Genomic DNA, 18989 nt, shown 5'->3' on the forward strand with positions numbered 1-18989 from the left:
TCGAATGACAGACGCCACATTTCCACAGGTCAGGATTGTGCCCCACAGGTTGCTCAAACCCGTGACCGCAGAAAGCCTGCTGAATAACCTTGCCGGCATTACCGGTGTCCGTCGGATTCTGGTCCGCGGCCCGGGTCTTCCAGAGAACGTCCCTTACGGCCCGGCACGAGGAAACCCGAACCCTCACCATGACCGCAGGACGATCAACGTCGGCGATACCGAGATCGCGTTGCGCGTTCAGGTTGGTGAGGTTATCCTTGAGGTCGAGGACGACTCCGCAATAACCGAGATCCGGTCGATCTGTGACAACTTCTTCGTGAACTTCCCTTACCAGGTCCAGATGGGCAGGTTCATGAAGACCGATCCGACGCTCGTTGACTACGCTAGGTATGGACCGGATGCCGATCCCGATCTAATCGGTCTCGCCGATCCCAGGAGCAGGGTCGGCCCGGTTATCATCAGGACTGAATAACTGCCGCAGAAATGCAGGATTTTGGAAATATGGCTGAAAACTCATTCAAAAGAGGATATAGGTATCTACCAACTTTGAGGTGAATGAAACAATGGCATACAAGCCCCAGTACGGTCCCGGGACATCGATTGTCGCCGAGAACCGACGTAAACAGATGAACCCCGACCACAAACTTGAGAGGGTTCGCTCAGTAACAGATGAAGATATTGTGCTGATTCTGGGTCACCGGGCCCCTGGTTCTGCATACCCCTCCGCACACCCGCCGCTTGCCGAACAGCAGGAGCCAGACTGCCCAATGCGCAGGCTCGTCAAACCAACCGAGGGTGCAAAGGCTGGTGACCGTGTCCGCTACATCCAGTTCACGGACTCGATGTTCAACGCGCCATCACAGCCATACCAGCGGACCTACACCGAGTGCTACCGCTTCCGCGGTATCGACCCGGGTACACTCTCCGGCCGCCAGATCGTCGAGTGTCGTGAGCGTGACCTGGAGAAGTACGCAAAAGAACTTGTCGAGACCGAACTGCTCGATCCGGCCCGCACAGGCATCCGTGGTGCGACGGTGCACGGCCACTCGCTCCGCCTTGCCGAGAACGGCATGATGTTTGATATGCTCCAGAGGAGCGTGCTCGGCGAGGACGGGATCGTCCGCTACGTCAAGAACCAGATCGGCGAGCCGCTCGACCGGCCGGTTGTTCTCGGCAAGCCGATGGACGAGAACTGGCTCAAGGAGCACACGACGATCTTCCACTCGCTCGTGGGGACACCCTACCGCGATGACCCAGAGTACATCGAATACGTCCAGCGCATCCACTCGCTGCGGACGAAATACGGCTTCATGCCGAAAGAGGAGTGATCAAAATGGCAAAGATTGAGAGAACCCAGAAGTTGTTCCTGAAATCCCTCAAGGAGAAGTTCCAGGGACAGGAGATCGAGTCCGAGACCGCCGAATTTTACAAGTTCAACGGCGTCCGCCAGTCTCCCCGCAAGATGGAGTTCATGAAGGCGAGCCGTGCCATCGAGATGGACCGCGGCATCCCCATGTACGACCCGGAACGCTGCCACCTCGGCGGAATCCCCATGGGTCAGCGCCAGCTGATGACCTACGAGGTCTCCGGCACCGGCGTCTTCGTGGAGGGCGACGACCTGCACTTCGTCAACAACGCTGCGATGCAGCAGTTCTGGGATGACATCCGCAGGACGGTCATCGTCAGCATGGACCTCGCCCACCAGACCCTGCAGAAGCGTCTTGGAAAGGAGGTCACCCCGGAGACTATCAACGAGTACCTCCACATCCTGAACCACGCGATGCCCGGTGCGGCCGTCGTCCAGGAGCACATGGTCGAGACCCACCCCGGCCTTGTCGACGACTGTTACGTCAAGGTCTTTACAGGTGACCAGGAGCTCGTAGACGACCTGGAGCCCGAGTTTGTCATCGATATCGAGAAACTCTTCCCCACAAAGCAGGCAGAGGAACTCAGGGCAGAAGTCGGGAAGGCCCTCTACCAGGCGATCCACATCCCGACAACGGTTGTCCGGACGTGTGACGGCGGAACAACCTCTCGCTGGTCTGCGATGCAGATCGGTATGTCCTACATCGCTGCATACCGTATGTGCGCCGGTGAGGCGGCCGTCGCCGACCTCTCATTCGCAGCAAAGCACGCGGGCGTCGTTCATATGGCAAGCCTTCTGCCAGCCCGGCGTGCTCGCGGTCCGAACGAGCCCGGCGGCATCAAGTTCGGTCTCTTCAGCGACATCATCCAGGCGAACCGGAAGTACCCCAACGACCCCGCGAAGGCCTCGCTCGAGGTTGTCGGCGCCGGAACCATGCTCTTTGACCAGATCTGGCTTGGATCATACATGTCCGGCGGTGTCGGGTTCACGCAGTACGCGACCGCGGCCTACACCGACAACATCCTGGATGAGTTCACCTACTACGGTATGGACTACATCAAGGACAAGTACAAGGTCGACTGGAAGAACCCGAGCCCGGACGACAGAGTCAAGCCGACCCAGGAGGTCGTCAACGACATCACAACCGAGGTCGCCCTCAACGCCATGGAGCAGTACGAGCAGTACCCGACCATGATGGAGGACCACTTCGGCGGGTCACAGCGTGCCGGTGTCATCGCCGCCGCCTGCGGTCTCTCGACCTCGATTGCGACCGGGAACTCCAACGCCGGCCTGAACGGCTGGTACCTCTCCATGCTCCTCCACAAGGACGGCTGGTCACGTCTCGGGTTCTTCGGCTACGACCTCCAGGACCAGTGCGGTTCCGCGAATTCGCTCTCCATTGAGCCCGACCGCGGTCTGATGGGTGAACTGCGTGGTCCGAACTACCCGAACTACGCGATGAACGTCGGTCACCAGGGCGAGTACGCTGCAATCGTCGGCGGTGCCCACTACGGCCGCGGTGATGCGTTCTGCTACAGCCCCCTCGTCAAGATCTGTTTCGCCGATCCGGCGCTGAAGTTCGACTTCGCCGAACCACGCCGCGAGTTCGCAAAGGGCGCAATCCGTGAGTTCATGCCTGCCGGCGAGCGTTCACTCATCATACCGGCCAGATAAAAACCGAACTCCACTACCACTTTTTATTTGCACGTCCTCATAACCCTGCGATCGCAAACATTCCTGCCGATCGTCTGGAAAACAGGTGGAGCGAGTGGTCACTCGCTCACCCACGTGTTATGATACTATAATTTAACTTGCGGGGGTGAAGGGGGCGGAGCGGGAAGGAATTCCGGCCTTCAGTCCGGGGATGAATGTGGAGCCGCCTTTTTCCCTGCGATAGATTTATCATCTTGGGTATATTCTATTATTCTTACCTCTTGTACAAGGCTGAACGTGCTGGTACGAACTTCATTCAAATCGATCCCCGCGAGACGACACAGATGTGGTCGAACTGAAGATGCTCTCCGAGAGAGTCCACGAATGCCCATACTGTGGGTTTATTGCCGATCGAGATTATAATGCTGCGGTGAATATTCACCGCGTGGGGATGGAAACAGCCCCTCAGGCCCGTGGAGCCAAGACCTCTACATCACATCTCTGCGGTGCAAGCGTTGGCCATGATAGCCGGGAAGCCCCGCCCGAGAGGCGTGGGGTATTTCACGTTAGCATGAATGAGATCTCTGCAGGATGACAACCGCCGGGAACAGGATCGTGCTGCACGTCGACATGGACAGTTTCTTTGCCTCCATCGAGATCCTCCGCGACCCATCGCTTTCCGGGCGGCCGGTGATCGTGGGCGCCGATCCGAGGGGAGGGGGCGGCCGGGGGGTCGTGAGCACGTGCTCGTATGAGGCCAGGCGCTACGGGGTGCATTCCGGGATGCCCATCTCCCGGGCTTACGACCTCTGCCCCCACGGCATCTACCTCCCGGTGGATCGGCCGCTCTATCTCCAGGTCTCAGAGAGGGTCATGGCGATCCTCTCCCGGCACAGCAGGCTGTTTGAGCAGGTGAGCATAGACGAGGCCTACCTCGATCTCAGCGATATCGGCGATTTCACAGCGGCAGAAGCAATCGCCGCCTCAATCAAGCAGGAGATCCGCGAAGAGACCGGGCTTACCTGCTCGGTGGGGGTCGCCCCGGGAAAGACCGTGGCAAAGATAGCTTCCGATTACCGTAAACCAGACGGCCTGACGATCGTCCGCCCGGAAGAGGTCGCGGAGTTCCTGGCCCCCCTCCCCGTGGAGAAGATCCCGGGGATCGGGAGACGGAGCGGGGAGGAACTCCGGCGGATGGGCATCGTGACCATCGGCGATCTTGCACACCGGGATATCCAGGAGATAGTCGCGCACCTCGGACGGCCGGGCATCCGGGTGCGCCGCCTCGCCGAGGGTATCGACGGCGCGGAGGTGCGGTCCAGTGAGGGGCGAAAGTCCATCTCCCGGGAGAGGACGTTTGATGAGGATACCTCCGATCCGACGGTGATCGCTGAGACGCTGGCCGGGCTTGCGGAGAGTGTTGGAGGGACGCTTCGCTCCGCGGGTCTCCGGTGCCGTACGGTCACGATCAAGGTGAGGTACAGAGGGTTTCAGACGTATACCCGTTCAAAGACTCTGGAGCGTTTCACCGCGGATCCGGGCGTGATCCAGAGGGCGGTCTCTGAACTTCTCCAGCCGTTCCTGAACGGCACTGACGTCCGGCTCGTCGGGATCCGGCTATCAAACCTGGAGGGCGGCGGGCGCACCCGCCAGGCCTCGATCGAAGAGTTCTGCGCCTGAGGCTAGGAAAGAGCAAGATTTTCACCATCGCCCCGACCGGTTTCAGGGTTGAGGGTACGGGACCGGGTTTTATCACACGCCGCACACAAACCCTCCCGATCGTGAGATATACTCTTCAGGTGAGCCTTGACGCCTTTGACCGTTCAGGACGCCCTCTCTGCGGCGACCACCCCGACCAGAACGGCTTTTGCCGGCTCTGCCTCCGGTGCCCTTTTGCCGTGAGAGACGACGCCCGTGTCTACTGCGAGCGGTTCGAGACCCCTATCCGGGCACGGGAGAAGTATGCGCTGCAGGGGTGGAAGAAGACACGCCGCAGGGTTCTTGAACGTGACAGAGAGCGCTGTGCCATCTGCGGCGCCGGAAAGGATCTCCACATCCACCACATCGATCGCGACCCTTCAAATGATGACCTGGCAAACCTCATGACGCTCTGCGCGATCTGTCATGCCAGGGTGCACGCCGGTCTCCGGCATGAGGATGGAGAAGAAAGGGTAATAAGGGTTCTGCAGGCCGCGATGAAACGAAACCGCTGAGAAAACCCGTCGGGTGTTCTCACCAGACTGCTGTGTGGAGATCCTCATCACGCCGAAACAACCCCTGAAAAGAACGGTGCCCCTGGACAGCATCGATAACACGGCGACGCGTTGCCCTGATCAAGAGACGGAGCAGGATGACAGGCGTCCTGCCGTCGAGGTGGCTGTGGAGGAAGTCCCGGATCCTCATCTCCGCCTCCAGTTCAGGGATGAGACGACGGTTCAGGAGAAAGGTGTATGTCGCGGCAAGCGGCGCCCCCGAGGTGAGGTGGCGGTCGATTGCGTGAGCGGCGAGTTCTGCCGTTCTCTGGGCATAAAAGATCCCCTCCCCAAGGATGGGGCTTGTGAAACCGCCTGCATCCCCGACCAGAACCGTAGCCTCATGGGCCGGGGATGGGGTGTAGTTTCCAAACGGCAGAAGGCATCCGGCTGGCTTTCGGTCTGCAAACGCCGCAAACCCGATACTCTCCAGGAACTCCCTGAACCGGCCGGGGAGCCCCCTCCGATTTGCCTCAAACAAACCACCGATACCCACGATGACCGCATCAGTGTTGGGGAAGACCCAGCCGTAACCCATGGGGCAGGCGCCGAGGAAAACGTGAGGTATCCCTATGTCAGCGTCCAGAGGGATCGCCGCTTCCCTGTTCTGGTGCATCTCCACCTCCCCGCGGTTGATTTTTATCTCCAGCGCCAGGCCAAGGTTCCTGCGCCACCGTTGCCGATCAACAACACCCTCCGGGAGAGAGCGGCGGACGCTGCTGTGGATCCCGTCAGCCCCAACGATGACCCTGGCGGAGCAACGCTCCCCCTCCGCGGTGGTTACTGTCCGCTGAACGTGGTCGACCGCGGTCACCTCAGTCCCCTCCCGGACCTCCGCCCCGGCCTCCCGCGCCATCAGGGCAAGGCAGGCATCGTATCGGTCCCGCCGGGTGAAGTAGAACGGTTCCGCCAGGCCTTCGGCGAGGACGCGGCGATTACCGATGTAGAGGGCACACCCCTTCCCGGTGAAGTCGAGCAGCCCCTCCCGCCGGAGGGCATCCAGCGGGAGGGAAAATACCCTGTCCAGGAACCGGACAGACTTCTGTGTCAGGCAACCGCCGCAGACCTTCTCACGTGGGTATACCGCCCGCTCAAAGAGCCCCACGCGGTGCCCCGCCTTTGCAAGCAGGAAGGCGGCGGTGCTCCCGGCGGGTCCTCCTCCAGCAACTATAACATCGTAATCCGGCTGGTCCCGCATTCGACTTTCACTCTTGTGAAGGGTTCGCCTGTGAACCGGATATTGTTTTCCCGCCGGACCGTCTGCCTGGATCGGTCCGAAACGCCTATCGACTTCCACCAGACGTTCATATCCTCAACCGACCCGCAGATGTTGACACTCTCAGAGAGCGCCCCTGCGAATGCGTATCCTGCCCTGGCAAACGTGATGTTGGCCGGGTATGATCCGGCTCTGGCGATGGCAAACACCGTCTTTATCCCGCTTGAGTAGACATCTTCCTCCATTAACTGGAGGAGGATGGCTGCAAACCCGTGCCCCCGGTAGCCGGGCAGAGTTGCAAAACCCGTCATCTCTGCAAATTCGGCGCGGGCGTCAACTTCAGCTCCAGCGACCGCAACGATACGACTCCCGGGCTTAATTACACAGAAACAGCGCAGATTCTCCTGCATCTTCTGCGCAAGGTAACCGGGGTCATCAATCGGGACAGGATAGGTCTCAAAGACACTCCGATAGATCGACGCTACTGCCGGGGCGTCCGCTGCAGTGGCACGAACCGCGGTGAAACACGGTTCCAGCGCCGGACACGCCGCATCCCGCTCACCGGCTTTGGCCATGGCAACCGCAAGGACTTCATCGTCGTTCCCGCTCCTCCTGCTGCCCCGCGTGGGATGGCGGTACGCCAGGTAGTAGCCGTCAACCTCACCGCGAAACAATCCCGGGATACGCACCAGCGGTGTGTAGCCGTCTGATACGAACTGATCGAGGGCGGTGGCCGGTATCCTTGCAAATATACTGGAATATCCGCGCTCTTTTGCAAACGCCCCAAGCCTTCCAGTGATCTCGGGGAGGTCTGTTGTGTCCAGATGATAAAGAAAGGCACGGTCGTTGTGCGGACCGTGGTGGACCAGGCTGCGCCCGAGCGCTGTAACGGTATCATCACAGGCGTCAGTGCATGGAGAATGCCCCTGAACTGACTGTCGCCTGGAACTCTCTACGGTATGCCGCGTAAAGGCGGCTCCTGCTTCGGAAGAACGCATTTGATTCTTCTGATCCTGTCGAGAACCTGACATGCTCTTCCATAAAATATATTTTTATCTTAATATATAATGAACATGGATATTTCGCTCCCTAGCAGCAGCGACCAATAAACACTTTCACCCCGCGCACGACAGGCTCTTTTACCTGTGGACAGATGATCCAGTCATGTCCATTGTGGAGCAGAAACTCTCCAGCCTCACTGCCGCCGGGCAGTTTGACATCTGCGCACCCGGCGAGTGCATCCATGTCCTCTCTACAGCGGCGCACATAACTTACAACCGGCGGGCGGGTGGATGCGGCCGGATGCTCAAGGTGCTTCTCAACGGTTATTGCTCCTACGACTGCGCCTACTGTTCCGTCCGGGTAAACCGTGAACGACTGGGGTTCTCACCGGATGAGTTTGCCGAAGCCTTCCTTCGCCTCTGGCATGAAGACCTTGTCGGAGGCCTCTTCCTGAGTTCCGGCATCCCGCACGACGTCGACCTTGTGATGCACGACCTTGTTGAGACGGGGGAGATCCTGCGGTGCAGGGGCTACGACGGTTATCTCCACCTCAAGATCCTTCCCGGCGCTGCACGGGCGGATATCCATGACGCAGCCAGGGTGGCGGACAGGATCAGCATCAACCTGGAGACCACGTCCTCAGACCGCCTGGGGTGCATAGCCGGGGTGAAGGATTACCAGCAGGATATCCTGAAACGGCAGGCCTGGGTGGCAGAGGAGAAGCCCGAGGGCCATACAACGCAGCTCGTCATCGGGGCGGCGGACGAGACCGATGCAGAGATCCTCTCCTGTCTCGCCGGCCAGTATCGCCGGGTCAGGCCAGCCCGGGTCTACTTCTCGGCGTTCCGCTCCCTTCCCGGAACTCCTCTCGCAGAGCATCCAGATACACCGGCCTGGCGGGCGCGACGGTGCTACCAGGCCGACTACCTGCTCCGGGATTACGGTTTCACGGCCGACGAACTCAAGGCTTCTCTCGACGAAGACGGGTTCTTCGAAAACCGCGACCCAAAAGAGGTCATCGCAGCCGATATGATGCCGGTGAACGTAAACACCGCCACAAAGTGGGATTTACTTCGCGTCCCGGGGATAGGACCGAAGGCAGCAGACAGGATCATCAGACTCCGCAAACAGCGGCCGTTCACCGGTCCGGCCGACCTTGCACGTGCTGGAATCGGGGGACAGGTCGCCGCACGCCACCTCACCTTCGGCAACCGGAAGGGGACCATCCAGACGAAGTTGATCCTGTAAGGTGGCCGCCACCTCCCGGTACGAAGACCGCTCGAAGGGGAGTGGTCTGGCTGGAAACCCTTAAACCCCGGCATACCGGAGGATGAGGTCGGTTGCCGCCCGGATCTCCTTTCCCTGCTTCCTTACCTCGGCAAGGTAAGCGTTGTAGATCTCGTCGTTAACAATCCGGATCCTCTTGCGGAAGAGGTCAGCGTGCATCATCAGGTCTAAACACCGGGCCTCGCTCTCGGTCAGACCGAGCACCCGGTAGTCACTCTTATGCGGCATAAAAGTCGGATTCTTATGGCGTGGCGTCTTTACCACGAGATCGGCAAGCGGCGTTCCGGGTATGGGTTCGGCAGCGCTCACAAAGGTGTCGTCAAGCAGGAGGGTGGCGATCAGATCCTTTGTAGCCATGTAATCCCGCTCAGTCTCTCCCGGATACCCGACAATGAAACTCCCGGCGACATGGAGCCGGTGTTTCCGGCACAGCTTCACCGCCTCCACAACCTGCCTCACCTTCACGCCTTTACCCATCATCCGGAGCACCCGGTCGCTCCCCGACTCGATCCCGAAGAAGACCCAGCCGATGGTGTAGCGCTTTATGGCGTCAAGTATCTCGTCGGTGATACAGTCCACCCTGATATCCGGGGCGGAGATATTTTTGGGCCCCATCACCTCCGCCATTCCGCGCAGGAGGGCGATGAAGGCGTCCGGGTTCATCTCCCCGTTGCTCGAACCGTAGAGCGACCCCGTCCCCCCGGATATAGATAGACGTTTTGCGCCGTGGGCTGCAAAAGCCTTTACCTCCTCGATGATGCTCTCGATCGATCGGCTCCTGACCCTCCTCCCGAAGAACCGGGGCACCTGGCAGAAGGTGCACCCCCCTATACACCCCCGGTGGGTCTCGATGTAGGCGCTCGCCCCCCGGATACTCTGGCTGCCTATATCGTCCGGGATCAGGGGCAGCGGGCGCTCGATCGGCGCTGGAGGGGCGGGGGGCGTCACCACAGTTCTGCCGCCATCGAGAAACGCTATTCCCGGGAGGTCTGGCGAGACCCCCTCCTCGACCAGACGGACCACCGTCTCCTCACCCTCACCTACGACAACCGCGTCGGGGGCAATCTCACCGAGCACCATCTCCGGTGCGGCCGAGACGGGCCCCCCCACGTAGACCCGCCCGCCACGCTCGCGGTGTGCCCGGATCACGTCCCTGATCGCGGGATCGAGGAGGTGCTGGGTCGAGAAGAGGCTCATAAGCAGGATTGAACCCATAGGAACCTCAGGCGTCCGGGTGAGGGTCACGCGGTGGCCTGCGTCACGAAGAACGCCGCCGATCAGCATGGCGCCGTAGGTGTAGATACCGGGGGAGAGGATCGTGATCTCCATGATACAGTTATCGCCCTGACAGTATACAAAAGGTGGTGGTGTCCCGTCTCACTGCGGTGCAACCAAGTCCGATGACCCGCTCTCCCTCAGGGTGTCTTCTCCCCTACCCGGCGGGCGTAGTGGGTGATCGCCCACCCTAGAAGCGCCGTCGCAGCCGCGACCAGTGCCAGGACATACCAGTGGATCGGGCCGATGGAGTCCACCGCCAGCCTTACAACGAGGTTTAAGGGGTTGTAGGGGACTGCCATGACAAAGAGGAGGGCCACCACGAGCGCCGTCGAGAATATGAACTGGGCACTCGTCCTCTCACGGTAATGGAGCGCGACGAGCGCCCCGAGCAGTATGAGGACGAGACCGGACGTCGAGACGTGGAGGAGGATCGCCGTGGCGTTATCCACCGGGATGCCGTTTAGCCAGAGGAGGATGAGCCAGGCGCCCGCCTGGACAGGAACCAGAACCTCGCAGGCGGCAATCTTTCCCCAGATCACCTCCGTGAACATGATCGGTGTCGAGAGCAGGGTCTCGAGCGTCTGCCGCTGGTACTCCTCCGTGATCAGGTCGATGATCAGGGCCGCCGATACGATCGCCGGGAGGAAGACAAGCAGCGGGATGAGGAGACCGTAGACAAACTCAAAGAAACTCTCACCGCCCCCGGAGTCCGGGAAGTTCAACTCCACAGGTGAGTAGATCAGCCGGTCGGCCCGGGTCTCACGGAGTTGTTCCTCGTAACCCTGGAGAACCTCTTTTATCTTGACGTTGACGACACCCGACTGAAGGTCGTTCTGGATGAGATAGAGCGTTACTGTGATCGGACCTTCAGCGTCGGGAGGTGTCTGCGGGACGTATACCACCGCCGAGACCATCCGCTCGCGCAGTGCCGCAAGCGCCGCACCGAGATCCATCCTGTAAAGGATGAGATCGTCTCGTTCTCCAAACTCATCGATCAGCGGTGATTCCGCCCCGGCGTAACCGACTCTGTAGGTGACCGTTGAGTAGCCCTCGATAGCCTCGGGGTCATACATCGCGGTGAGTCCAACCATCAAGAACGACGAGAACATCGCTATGAAGACCTGGAGGAGGATCGCAAAGACGATAGTCTTCTCCGATGACAGCCCGGCGATCTCTTTCTTTGCAATCAGATAGATATGACGCCTCTTCAAAGGAGCATCCCCCCGATGAAGTAGAGGTTGTAGAGACTGTGGACCATACCTGCAGCAACGATTCCCGGCGCATAGGCGCGCCGCCCCCCGAGCAGCAGGAACCCCCCGGTGATCAGCACCCCGGCGATGTGGAGGAGGAGCGGCATCCAGAGCGCCTGGAGAGAGAGGAAGAGGATGCTCCCGAAGATCGATTCGGTGATCTGGGCAAGCGTGGCAAAGAGAAGGAGTTTTTCGCCGACAAGGAACCCGAGGCCTGTGACCGTTGCCCCGACGAGAAGGTTTCCCGGCGTGAGGAAACCGGGCCGATCCCTGACTATAGCGTAAAGCCCTATCGATTTTGCAAACTCCTCGATGACCGCGGCAGTGATCGTCAACAGGAGGAGAGAGAGCGGCATGGGGATGTTGAAGAAGAGGACGAGCGTCAGCATCTCGGCCATGAAGACGAACGGGATCATGAATGCGGCAAGCAGGAAGAGCGAGAAGTGCGGGTGGTTCCGGCTGATCCCGGTCGATATGAAGTCAACAACCCGTGATATCAGGCGTATCTCCGAGAAGAGGTGTTCTTCCCGGAAGTTTGCAATCCCGAGATAGAAGAGGATGATGCTCGTTGCAAAGAAGAGCGCGGTCGAGTAGATGTACTCCATCGCGGTGAACCCGTCACCCTGGATTGCAATCACGACCAGGGTGAGAGGGGAGACGATGCTGATGACGTGGGTGTTTGCAAATACCGTCGGGAAGAAGAGGTATGACGTGGCGACGGTCGAGAAGAAGATCGAGACAAAGGAGAGTTCTTTGAAACTCCGGGACGTCATCCCTATGATGAGGGCGTTTGCCAGGAAGAAGAGGATGACCGGGACGAGCGGAAGGAGGATCGTAAGCGGCGCCCTGGCAAGGAGGGTGATCGCGGCCGCGATCAGGATCATGATCGTGAAGTAGGGAAGGGCCTTTCCTACGACGATCGCCACGGGACGGAGGGGGGTGGAGAGGAGCGCCTCACCTGCGCGTCCCACCCTCTCGTTCATCACACTCATCATGAAGAACTGGGAGGTGAAGTAGAGCGGGAATATGAAGACGAAGACCAGGATGATGGTATCAAACGGCAGCGGCAAAGAGAGTTCTGAGGGTGTCAGGAGTCTGTCTGTGGCGGACTCGCCAGAGATGAGAGATGTGTAGCGCTTGAGGGGCTGACCATCCCCGGCCTCCACGAGATGCTCCCTGAGTTCTTCCTCGGTTGTGAGCCTGCCCTGGGATGGAGGTGTCACCTCCTCGACCGGGAGAGATGGAGATGGGGGTCTCCTCGTCTCCACGGGGGCGCCGACCTGCTGGCCGCTCTGGGTCGCAAGGAAATCGATCTCGCTCTTCACGTACTGGAGATCGATCCAGAGAGGATAGGCGGCGAAGAGGTCGGGTTCCGCTGCCGCCACGCTTGCAACGTAACTCTCGTAATCGCGCTCGAGCGTATTTAATGCCGCACGCCCTTTATCCGTGTCAGCAGCGTAGACCTCCCCGTTTATGATGACGATATCGTAGGAAAACCTGTTCTCCCAGAGCGACGCTGCATCATCCTGGTATGTGGCAAACCGGGTGTCGGATGCGACTATACTGGCCGTGCCGGGGTCATCAACGCCGATCCGGTACATCCCGTCCTGTAGATGGAGACCGCTCTCTGCGGCAAATGCCGTCACCAGCACCAGGAGGAGAAGAAGCCCCACAGCAATAGGCAGGATGCCTCTCCCCATCGTGGTCATGGATCGCTTTATCTCCCATGTGGCGATCGTCCGGATTGAGGAGATAAGACTCATGGTGATCCCGGAGGGTGTCTGAGAGGCATATTTCTGTAGGGCAACCTATTAGTAGGCATCGGAGACAAAAGAGATACCGGATGATAGCGGCCCGCAATCTTGTCAAGTATTATGGCGAGTTCCCGGCCCTCGACGGCGTCTCGTTTGACCTTGACGATGGGGAGATCTTCGGGGTGATCGGGCATAACGGCGCGGGCAAGACCACTCTTTTAAAGATCATGGCCGGACTTATCTCGCCGACGGCGGGCAGTCTTGTCATAAATGGGATCGACGTTGTTAAAAGACCGCTCGATCTGAAACGGAACCTTGGATACCTGCCGGAAGAGTCCAGGCTCTACGAGACTATGAGCGTTGAGGCGTACCTTGCGTTCTTCGGTGAGATCTACGGTCTTCCAGCAGACGTGATCCGGAAACGGTCGATGGAACTCCTCGACGAACTCATGCTGGATCCCGATGGCAAGAAGATCGGTGAACTCTCGAAAGGGATGAAGCGGAAGGTCGCAATAGCGCGATCGCTGATCCACGATCCGGACCTGCTCATATACGACGAACCCACCTCCGGCCTCGACCCCATGACCTCACGCTCGGTGCTCGACTACATCAAGGGGCTGCGCAATCAGGGCAAGACGGTGGTCTTCTCCGCCCACAACCTCTTCCAGGTGGAAGAGGCCTGCGATCTCGTCCTGATCCTGCGCCGGGGGAAGGTGGTGGCAAAAGGCAGCATGCACGAACTCCGGGAGGCATTTGGCTCGATTACCTACCAGATCTTCTTCAGGATCCCCGATCCCGCGACGTTTTCAACCCCGGTCAGTTACATCGCCTCCAATGGCCGCTACATGGCAGAGGCGCACAGCATCGAAGACCTTAACAGGATGACCGCGACGCTTGCGGCCGCCGGCGCAACGATAGAGCGGATCGAGTCGCACTACCCGACACTTGAAGAGATGTTGTTAAAGATCGGGCAGTGAGTTGCCCGCCGCCCTCAAAGGGACGACGGGAGGAGGGCGGGTTTGTACACCGGAATCGTTGTCCCCCCGTGCAAATTGGATTATCCGGGGCAATTTAGAGGTATAGCCACAGGGAAACTTTTAAATGGGACACACACCTGCGCCGCTGGAACGAGTATATAGGCATCCGGGGCGAAACCTAACATAGAGATGCCGTACTATCATCTTCGTGGTGCAGGGTTGCCAGAACTGCTTGCGCCGGCGGGGTCTCCTGAGGCTCTGGCTGCAGCGGTCAGCGCTGGTGCCGATGCCGTCTACCTTGCCGGGAGACGGTTCGGTGCCCGGCACTACGCGGCGAACTTCTCGGAGGAGGAACTCGTCTCCGCCATTGATTACGCCCACCTGCGCGGTGTCAGGGTCTATGTCACCGTGAACATCCTGGTCAGGGATGCAGAACTCTCCGATCTGGCCCGATACCTGAACCGTCTCTACGAGATCGGAGCAGACGCCGTCCTGGTTCAGGATCCCGGTGTGGCGGCGCTTGCACGGGAGGTCGTCCCGGACCTTCCACTCCACGCATCCACCCAGATGACGATACACAACCGTGAAGGCGTTCTGAGGGCCGCTGGAAAAGGCTTCTCCAGGGTGGTTCTGGCGCGGGAACTCACCATTCCAGAAATCGAAGATATAGCGGCCGATCCCGGTGCAGGAGGGGTGGGTCTTGAGGTCTTCGCCCACGGTGCCCTCTGCTACTCTTACTCCGGTCAGTGCCTCCTCTCCTCGGTCATCGGCGGCCGCAGCGGGAACCGCGGGATGTGCGCCCAACCGTGCCGGAAACCCTACCGGCTCGTGACCGCCGGGGTGGACGAATACGGTCGGCCGGGAGATCTGGAGCCCCTCCCCGTGAATGACCGATACCTTCTATCTACGCGGGACCTCTGCGTCTATCCCTACCTCGATAGGCTGGTGCGGGCACCGGTGGCCTCGCTAAAGATCGAGGGCAGGATGCGTTCTCCCGCCTACGTCGCCATCGTGACCCGGATCTACCGGCGCGCTCTCGATGCGATCGCCGCCGGCGGCGACTGGTCGCCATCAAGGGAGGATCTGCGGGACCTGGCGCTCGCGTTCAACCGGGAGTTCACGGAGGGCTACATCCTCGGCGCCCGCGATATCATGGCCCGCGACCGGCCCGGGAACCGGGGGCTCTACCTGGGACGGGTCACCGGTTACGATCCGCGGAGAGGGGAGGCAACCGTCCGCCTTGCCGGGGATATCGTGCCCCGTTCAGGCGACGGGCTGGTCTTCTGCACAGATGACCCCGCGATGGATGTGGGAGCGGTTGTCCGGGGGGCAGCCGCCGTCAGGAACGGCACGCTGCGACTCAGCGTCCCTGCGCCGGTAACGCCCGGTGCACGGGTCTTCCTCACAAAGAGCATGGATCTTGAGGACGGGGCAAAGAGGATAATGGAGGCGGCCCCTGAACCGCTGCAACTAGATCTCCTGGTCACCTGGGATGGAGCGACGCCCTGCCTGGAGGCGGTCGTCGAGTTGCCGGGTGGTAAACCACTCGGGGTGCGTTACCGCCCCGATCTCCGGATGGATGCGGCACGGAACCGGCCGCTGACCGAGGAGCAGATATCCGCACAGTTCGGGAAGACCGGGGGGACGCCGTTTGTGATAAGGAGCATGGATATCCGCTACCCGGGCGGCCTCTTTGCCCCGCTCGGAGAGTTGAACCGCGTCCGGCGGGAGTTTCTTGAGGCCGTCAAGGAGATCCTCCTTGCCGCGCGACGCCCGGACGCGGAGGCGGTTCATGCGGCCCGGCAACGGCTTGAAAGGGCGCTCACCAGGATGGAACAAGCAGCGGCGCTCAACCGGGGACGCAGCGTCCCGTCGGTCTCGGTCTACACCGACGCCCTGGAGGGTGTGGAGGCTGCTGTCAGTGGAGGGGCGGGGACGGTCTACCTGGAAGTGGCCGCCGTTCCCTCTCTCCTCAAAGAGGCTGCCAGCGTCTGCCGGGACGGCGGTGCGGAGGTTGTCTGGAAATGGCCTGCAATCACCCGGCGGACGTTCCTGGACGCGGCGACGCCCATCCTGCCGTCGCTATACGGGGCAGGCGTTAGCGGGGTGATGGTGAGCGGGATGGGCGCTGCTGATGCTGTGAGGCGGGCCGAACCGCGGATGAACCTCTACGGCGCCGCCGGACTGAACCTCTGGAACCATCGCACCGCCGCGAGACTGGATGGGCTGTTCCTGCGGTGCACGGCATCCCCGGAACTCCCGGCCGACGACCTCGCCGGGCTTGCAGCCTCGACCGGCGGGACGCTGGAGCTCGAGGTGCTGGTCCAGGGCAGCATCGAGGCAATGGTGAGCGAGGACCGGCTGGTGGGAGGCGTCGCCGGCGAAGCAGGTTGCAGCAGAGGGTTTATCGGGCTGCAGGATGGGCGCAACCGGGTATTCCCGCTCAGGTGTGACTGTGAGGGCAGGACTCACATCGCAAACGCGGTTGAGACCTGCCTGATCGACCACCTCCCGGAGATTGCGGAGATGGGTATAGACTCCGTTGCCATCGATGCACGGGGCCGGGGCCCCCGCTACGCCGGGGAGATGGCCCGCTTCTACCGGGCCGCGGTCGATGCTGTGGCCCGTGGGGACTTCGGTCTACTGCCCGGGCTCAGGAACGAGGTGAAACGGCGGGCTCTCGGCGGCATCACCGGCGGGCATTTTGTCAGGGGTATTGAGGGTTGATGGTCGTCCCGCAGGATTGGTTGGGGTTGATGAAAGACCGCGGGCCTGCATCAGAGTTAATACAGGGTGGAGCAACCTATCAGGCAGACGTGATGGATATGGATTCGCCGTTCATCCTGATCAACCTCAAGACCTACAAGGAAGGTATGGGCAGCAACGCCCATCGGATAGCTGCTGCGGCCGAGACCGTGGCAAAAGAGAGCGGTGTCGTCATCGGCATCGCGCCGACCTTCACCGAACTCCACCCGATGAGCCACCACTACTCGATCCCGGTCTACGCCCAGCATATCGACCCGATCAGCCCTGGTGCCCATACCGGTCATATTCTTCCGGAATCTGTCCGGTCTGCGGGTGCCCGTGGCACCCTGATCAACCACTCCGAGCGCCGTCTCACCCTTGCGGATATCGACGCCTGTCTGCAGGCTGCCAGGAGGCTCCGCCTTGAGTCGGTCGTCTGCACAAACAACGATGCTACCAGCGCTGCCGCCGCAGCGCTCGGCCCCGACTACGTGGCGATCGAACCCCCCGAGCTGATCGGGAGCGGGGTATCGGTCTCAAAGGCCGATCCCGGTATAATCGAGCGTTCCGTCAACGCAGTCCTGGGGGTTAACCCGAACGTAAAAGTCCTGACGGGGGCAGGGATCCAGTCCGGCGAGTGCGTGAAGATCGCCATCGATCTCGGGACATGCGGCGTTCTCCTTGCCTCGAGCGTGGTCAAGGCTGAAGACCCCGAATCAGTCCTCCGCGACCTGGTCTCCCTGATCTGAATACATCTACGTTATCAGCGAGATCAGGTCGTGCCTGGTGATCACACCCTGCACCTTCCCTTTCTCGATGACGATTACAGCATGGCTGTGGCGCAGCAGGTGGACGACCGTCTCTATCGGTGTTGTGGGGGGGACCGTCGGGAAACCCGGCTCCATGTAGTCCCTCACCACCCGCGGACATTTCTGGTGAAGTCCTCCCTCGTCCATTGCGTTCGTGATGGCCGACTCGGATATGCAGCCGATGGGCACCCCGTTCTCGAGCACCGGCAACTGGGATATGCCTTTTTTCCCCATGATCTCGATGGCGCGGCTGACGGGATCTTCCGGCGTGACCGAAAAAACCGGGGAGTGCATCACGTCGGCCGCTGTCACCGCCGACTTCTCCGCTGCCTGCAGGACGTTCACGATCTTTGCGAGCGTGCTGACTCTCGGATCCACGCTGCCCGCCTCGATCCGCGCCACCATGGACTGGCTTATTCCGGCCATTCTGGCCACATCAGCCTGTTTTAAGCCCATCTGGATCCTTTTTGCACGAAGTTCCGCTGGAGTTGGGATCTCCATTTGATTACCCATAGTAATTTTTTACAATATATACCTGCCTGCGGGCCGTGAGCGTGAAAAACCGGTAAGACCGGTAAGCCGCAGACCTGATAGCGGGGATGTGGGCAGATCCCCGGCGGATCCGTCGTCCATGACCGGGTTCATCAAACCAGGGCACGGCCTGAAGACACTCTGTTCTGGCAGCCTCAAGATTCTCAGGCGCAAAAGGGTGCATGACAGGTATTTAAGATATAAGCATGGAATACATCCAGCAGGTATGAAGATCGTCGTATCAGTGGACGACCCCGCCCTCATCAACGGGGTGCTGGAATACAACCCGGCGTTCATCGAGATCAGGCTCGACCGTATGGAGGGCGATCTGCTGGATCACGTCCGTGCAATCCGGGAGATGACCGCCATCCCCCTGATCGCCACGCTAAGGAGCAGGGAGGAGGGAGGGGGCTTTGTCGGCGATGCCGACCTCTGGGCTGGAATAGTCGGGCCGATTGCAGGCTACGTTGATATAGTTGACGTTGAGACGCGCTACAGCAAGCATGCCCCCTCCCTCAGGAGCCAGGGGGCCAGGATCCTGGCCTCCCTCCACACAGACGATATGCCCGGCCAGGGAGACCTGGAGAGGATCGAGAGGACGCTCAGGTCGTACGGCGATATACCGAAGATAGTCGTTCGGCCCGAAAACCCGGACGAACTCCTCGACCTCCTCCGGTTCACCGCCAATGCGCAGAAACCAATCTGCACAAGCGTCATGGGCGGCAGGTTCCGTTTCGCCCGCGCGATCCTGCCGCTCTTCGGTTCAGAGTTTGTCTTCTGCCACGCGGGGAGACCGATGGCCGAAGGGCAGTACCATATCCGGGAGATGCGCGAGATCGCCGAACTGCTGGGGTGAGGCGGCGGGTAAC

The 18989-nt window shown here is 60.4% G+C and carries 17 protein-coding genes; 11 read left to right on the forward strand and 6 right to left on the reverse strand.

Going from position 1 to position 18989, the window contains the following annotated elements; translation table 11 throughout:
* Positions 1-4: 4 nt before the first annotated feature.
* The 6 genes from mcrD to R6Y96_RS03010 all read left to right on the forward strand — a co-directional run bounded on the left by mcrD (position 5) and on the right by R6Y96_RS03010 (position 5232).
* Positions 5-472, forward strand: coding sequence for a methyl-coenzyme M reductase operon protein D (gene mcrD, locus R6Y96_RS02985; protein WP_318622037.1), 468 nt, complete (start codon positions 5-7; stop codon positions 470-472).
* Positions 473-563: 91 nt separating this feature from the next.
* Positions 564-1328: a coenzyme-B sulfoethylthiotransferase subunit gamma gene (gene mcrG, locus R6Y96_RS02990; protein WP_318622038.1), complete on the forward strand. Its 765-nt coding sequence runs from the start codon at positions 564-566 to the stop codon at positions 1326-1328.
* Positions 1329-1333: 5 nt separating this feature from the next.
* Positions 1334-3040: a coenzyme-B sulfoethylthiotransferase subunit alpha gene (gene mcrA, locus R6Y96_RS02995; protein ID WP_318622040.1), complete on the forward strand. Its 1707-nt coding sequence runs from the start codon at positions 1334-1336 to the stop codon at positions 3038-3040.
* Positions 3041-3380: 340 nt separating this feature from the next.
* A complete protein-coding gene (locus R6Y96_RS03000; protein ID WP_318622472.1) occupies positions 3381-3614 on the forward strand; it encodes a zinc ribbon domain-containing protein in 234 nt (77 codons plus the stop codon).
* Positions 3611-4699, forward strand: coding sequence for a DNA polymerase IV (gene dinB / locus R6Y96_RS03005; RefSeq protein ID WP_318622042.1), 1089 nt, complete (start codon positions 3611-3613; stop codon positions 4697-4699). The genes R6Y96_RS03000 and dinB overlap by 4 nt, the downstream gene beginning before the upstream one ends.
* A gap of 101 nt (positions 4700-4800) precedes the next feature.
* Positions 4801-5232 (forward strand): HNH endonuclease, encoded by a 432-nt coding sequence (locus R6Y96_RS03010; RefSeq protein ID WP_318622043.1) that lies wholly within the window; start codon positions 4801-4803, stop codon positions 5230-5232.
* Between the two features lie 19 nt (positions 5233-5251).
* Here R6Y96_RS03010 and R6Y96_RS03015 read toward each other — a convergent pair whose 3' ends face one another.
* Both R6Y96_RS03015 and ablB read right to left on the reverse strand, forming a co-directional pair.
* Positions 5252-6469: a geranylgeranyl reductase family protein gene (locus R6Y96_RS03015; RefSeq protein WP_318622044.1), complete on the reverse strand. Its 1218-nt coding sequence runs from the start codon at positions 6467-6469 to the stop codon at positions 5252-5254.
* Entirely contained in the window at positions 6439-7485 is a 1047-nt protein-coding gene (gene ablB, locus R6Y96_RS03020) for a putative beta-lysine N-acetyltransferase (protein WP_318622045.1), read from the reverse strand. The genes R6Y96_RS03015 and ablB overlap by 31 nt, the downstream gene beginning before the upstream one ends.
* Positions 7486-7651: 166 nt before the next feature.
* Between ablB and R6Y96_RS03025 the strand changes: the two genes are divergently transcribed.
* Positions 7652-8737 carry a helix-hairpin-helix domain-containing protein gene (locus R6Y96_RS03025; protein ID WP_318622046.1) on the forward strand — a complete coding sequence of 362 codons (1086 nt, stop codon included), beginning with the start codon at positions 7652-7654 and terminating at the stop codon, positions 8735-8737.
* 60 nt (positions 8738-8797) lie between these two features.
* Here R6Y96_RS03025 and R6Y96_RS03030 read toward each other — a convergent pair whose 3' ends face one another.
* From R6Y96_RS03030 to R6Y96_RS03040, 3 genes are all read right to left on the reverse strand, one after another.
* Positions 8798-10105: a methyl-coenzyme M reductase glutamine C-methyltransferase gene (locus R6Y96_RS03030; protein ID WP_318622047.1), complete on the reverse strand. Its 1308-nt coding sequence runs from the start codon at positions 10103-10105 to the stop codon at positions 8798-8800.
* Between the two features lie 86 nt (positions 10106-10191).
* Entirely contained in the window at positions 10192-11265 is a 1074-nt protein-coding gene (locus R6Y96_RS03035) for an ABC transporter permease (RefSeq protein WP_318622048.1), read from the reverse strand.
* Complete coding sequence (locus R6Y96_RS03040; protein WP_318622050.1) at positions 11262-13067, reverse strand: PrsW family intramembrane metalloprotease; 1806 nt, start codon at positions 13065-13067, stop codon at positions 11262-11264. Before R6Y96_RS03040 ends, R6Y96_RS03035 begins: the two co-directional genes overlap by 4 nt.
* 80 nt (positions 13068-13147) lie before the next feature.
* Here R6Y96_RS03040 and R6Y96_RS03045 point away from each other — a divergent pair, with 80 nt between their 5' ends.
* The 3 genes from R6Y96_RS03045 to tpiA all read left to right on the forward strand — a co-directional run bounded on the left by R6Y96_RS03045 (position 13148) and on the right by tpiA (position 17529).
* Positions 13148-14035, forward strand: a complete 888-nt coding sequence (locus tag R6Y96_RS03045) for an ABC transporter ATP-binding protein (RefSeq protein ID WP_318622052.1) — start codon at positions 13148-13150, stop codon at positions 14033-14035.
* 189 nt (positions 14036-14224) lie between these two features.
* Positions 14225-16762 carry a DUF3656 domain-containing U32 family peptidase gene (locus R6Y96_RS03050; protein WP_318622054.1) on the forward strand — a complete coding sequence of 846 codons (2538 nt, stop codon included), beginning with the start codon at positions 14225-14227 and terminating at the stop codon, positions 16760-16762.
* 98 nt (positions 16763-16860) lie between these two features.
* Positions 16861-17529: a triose-phosphate isomerase gene (tpiA, locus tag R6Y96_RS03055; RefSeq protein WP_318622473.1), complete on the forward strand. Its 669-nt coding sequence runs from the start codon at positions 16861-16863 to the stop codon at positions 17527-17529.
* Between the two features lie 6 nt (positions 17530-17535).
* Here the strand turns inward: tpiA and R6Y96_RS03060 are convergent, their stop codons facing one another.
* Positions 17536-18090 carry a CBS domain-containing protein gene (locus R6Y96_RS03060; protein WP_318622055.1) on the reverse strand — a complete coding sequence of 185 codons (555 nt, stop codon included), beginning with the start codon at positions 18088-18090 and terminating at the stop codon, positions 17536-17538.
* Positions 18091-18346: 256 nt separating this feature from the next.
* Here R6Y96_RS03060 and R6Y96_RS03065 point away from each other — a divergent pair, with 256 nt between their 5' ends.
* On the forward strand, positions 18347-18976 hold the full coding sequence (locus tag R6Y96_RS03065; RefSeq protein ID WP_318622057.1) for a type I 3-dehydroquinate dehydratase: 630 nt from the start codon (positions 18347-18349) through the stop codon (positions 18974-18976).
* Positions 18977-18989 lie beyond the last annotated feature (13 nt).

Source organism: Methanoculleus receptaculi (assembly GCF_033472595.1).
Taxonomy (GTDB): Archaea; Halobacteriota; Methanomicrobia; order Methanomicrobiales; family Methanoculleaceae; genus Methanoculleus; species Methanoculleus receptaculi.

Bases quoted from the DNA above. Each gene is read 5' to 3' on its own strand.
- mcrD (WP_318622037.1), top strand. From the start codon at position 5: ATGACAGACGCCACATTTCCACAGGTCAGGATTGTGCCCCACAGGTTG.
- ablB (WP_318622045.1), bottom strand. From the start codon at position 7,485: ATGCGTTCTTCCGAAGCAGGAGCCGCCTTTACGCGGCATACCGTAGAG.
- R6Y96_RS03025 (WP_318622046.1), top strand. From the start codon at position 7,652: ATGTCCATTGTGGAGCAGAAACTCTCCAGCCTCACTGCCGCCGGGCAG.
- R6Y96_RS03030 (WP_318622047.1), bottom strand. From the start codon at position 10,105: ATGGAGATCACGATCCTCTCCCCCGGTATCTACACCTACGGCGCCATG.
- R6Y96_RS03065 (WP_318622057.1), top strand. From the start codon at position 18,347: ATGAAGATCGTCGTATCAGTGGACGACCCCGCCCTCATCAACGGGGTG.
- tpiA (WP_318622473.1), top strand. From the start codon at position 16,861: ATGGATTCGCCGTTCATCCTGATCAACCTCAAGACCTACAAGGAAGGT.
- dinB (WP_318622042.1), top strand. From the start codon at position 3,611: ATGACAACCGCCGGGAACAGGATCGTGCTGCACGTCGACATGGACAGT.
- R6Y96_RS03060 (WP_318622055.1), bottom strand. From the start codon at position 18,090: ATGGAGATCCCAACTCCAGCGGAACTTCGTGCAAAAAGGATCCAGATG.
- mcrA (WP_318622040.1), top strand. From the start codon at position 1,334: ATGGCAAAGATTGAGAGAACCCAGAAGTTGTTCCTGAAATCCCTCAAG.
- R6Y96_RS03000 (WP_318622472.1), top strand. From the start codon at position 3,381: ATGCTCTCCGAGAGAGTCCACGAATGCCCATACTGTGGGTTTATTGCC.
- R6Y96_RS03050 (WP_318622054.1), top strand. From the start codon at position 14,225: ATGCCGTACTATCATCTTCGTGGTGCAGGGTTGCCAGAACTGCTTGCG.
- R6Y96_RS03040 (WP_318622050.1), bottom strand. From the start codon at position 13,067: ATGAGTCTTATCTCCTCAATCCGGACGATCGCCACATGGGAGATAAAG.
- mcrG (WP_318622038.1), top strand. From the start codon at position 564: ATGGCATACAAGCCCCAGTACGGTCCCGGGACATCGATTGTCGCCGAG.
- R6Y96_RS03045 (WP_318622052.1), top strand. From the start codon at position 13,148: ATGATAGCGGCCCGCAATCTTGTCAAGTATTATGGCGAGTTCCCGGCC.
- R6Y96_RS03015 (WP_318622044.1), bottom strand. From the start codon at position 6,469: ATGCGGGACCAGCCGGATTACGATGTTATAGTTGCTGGAGGAGGACCC.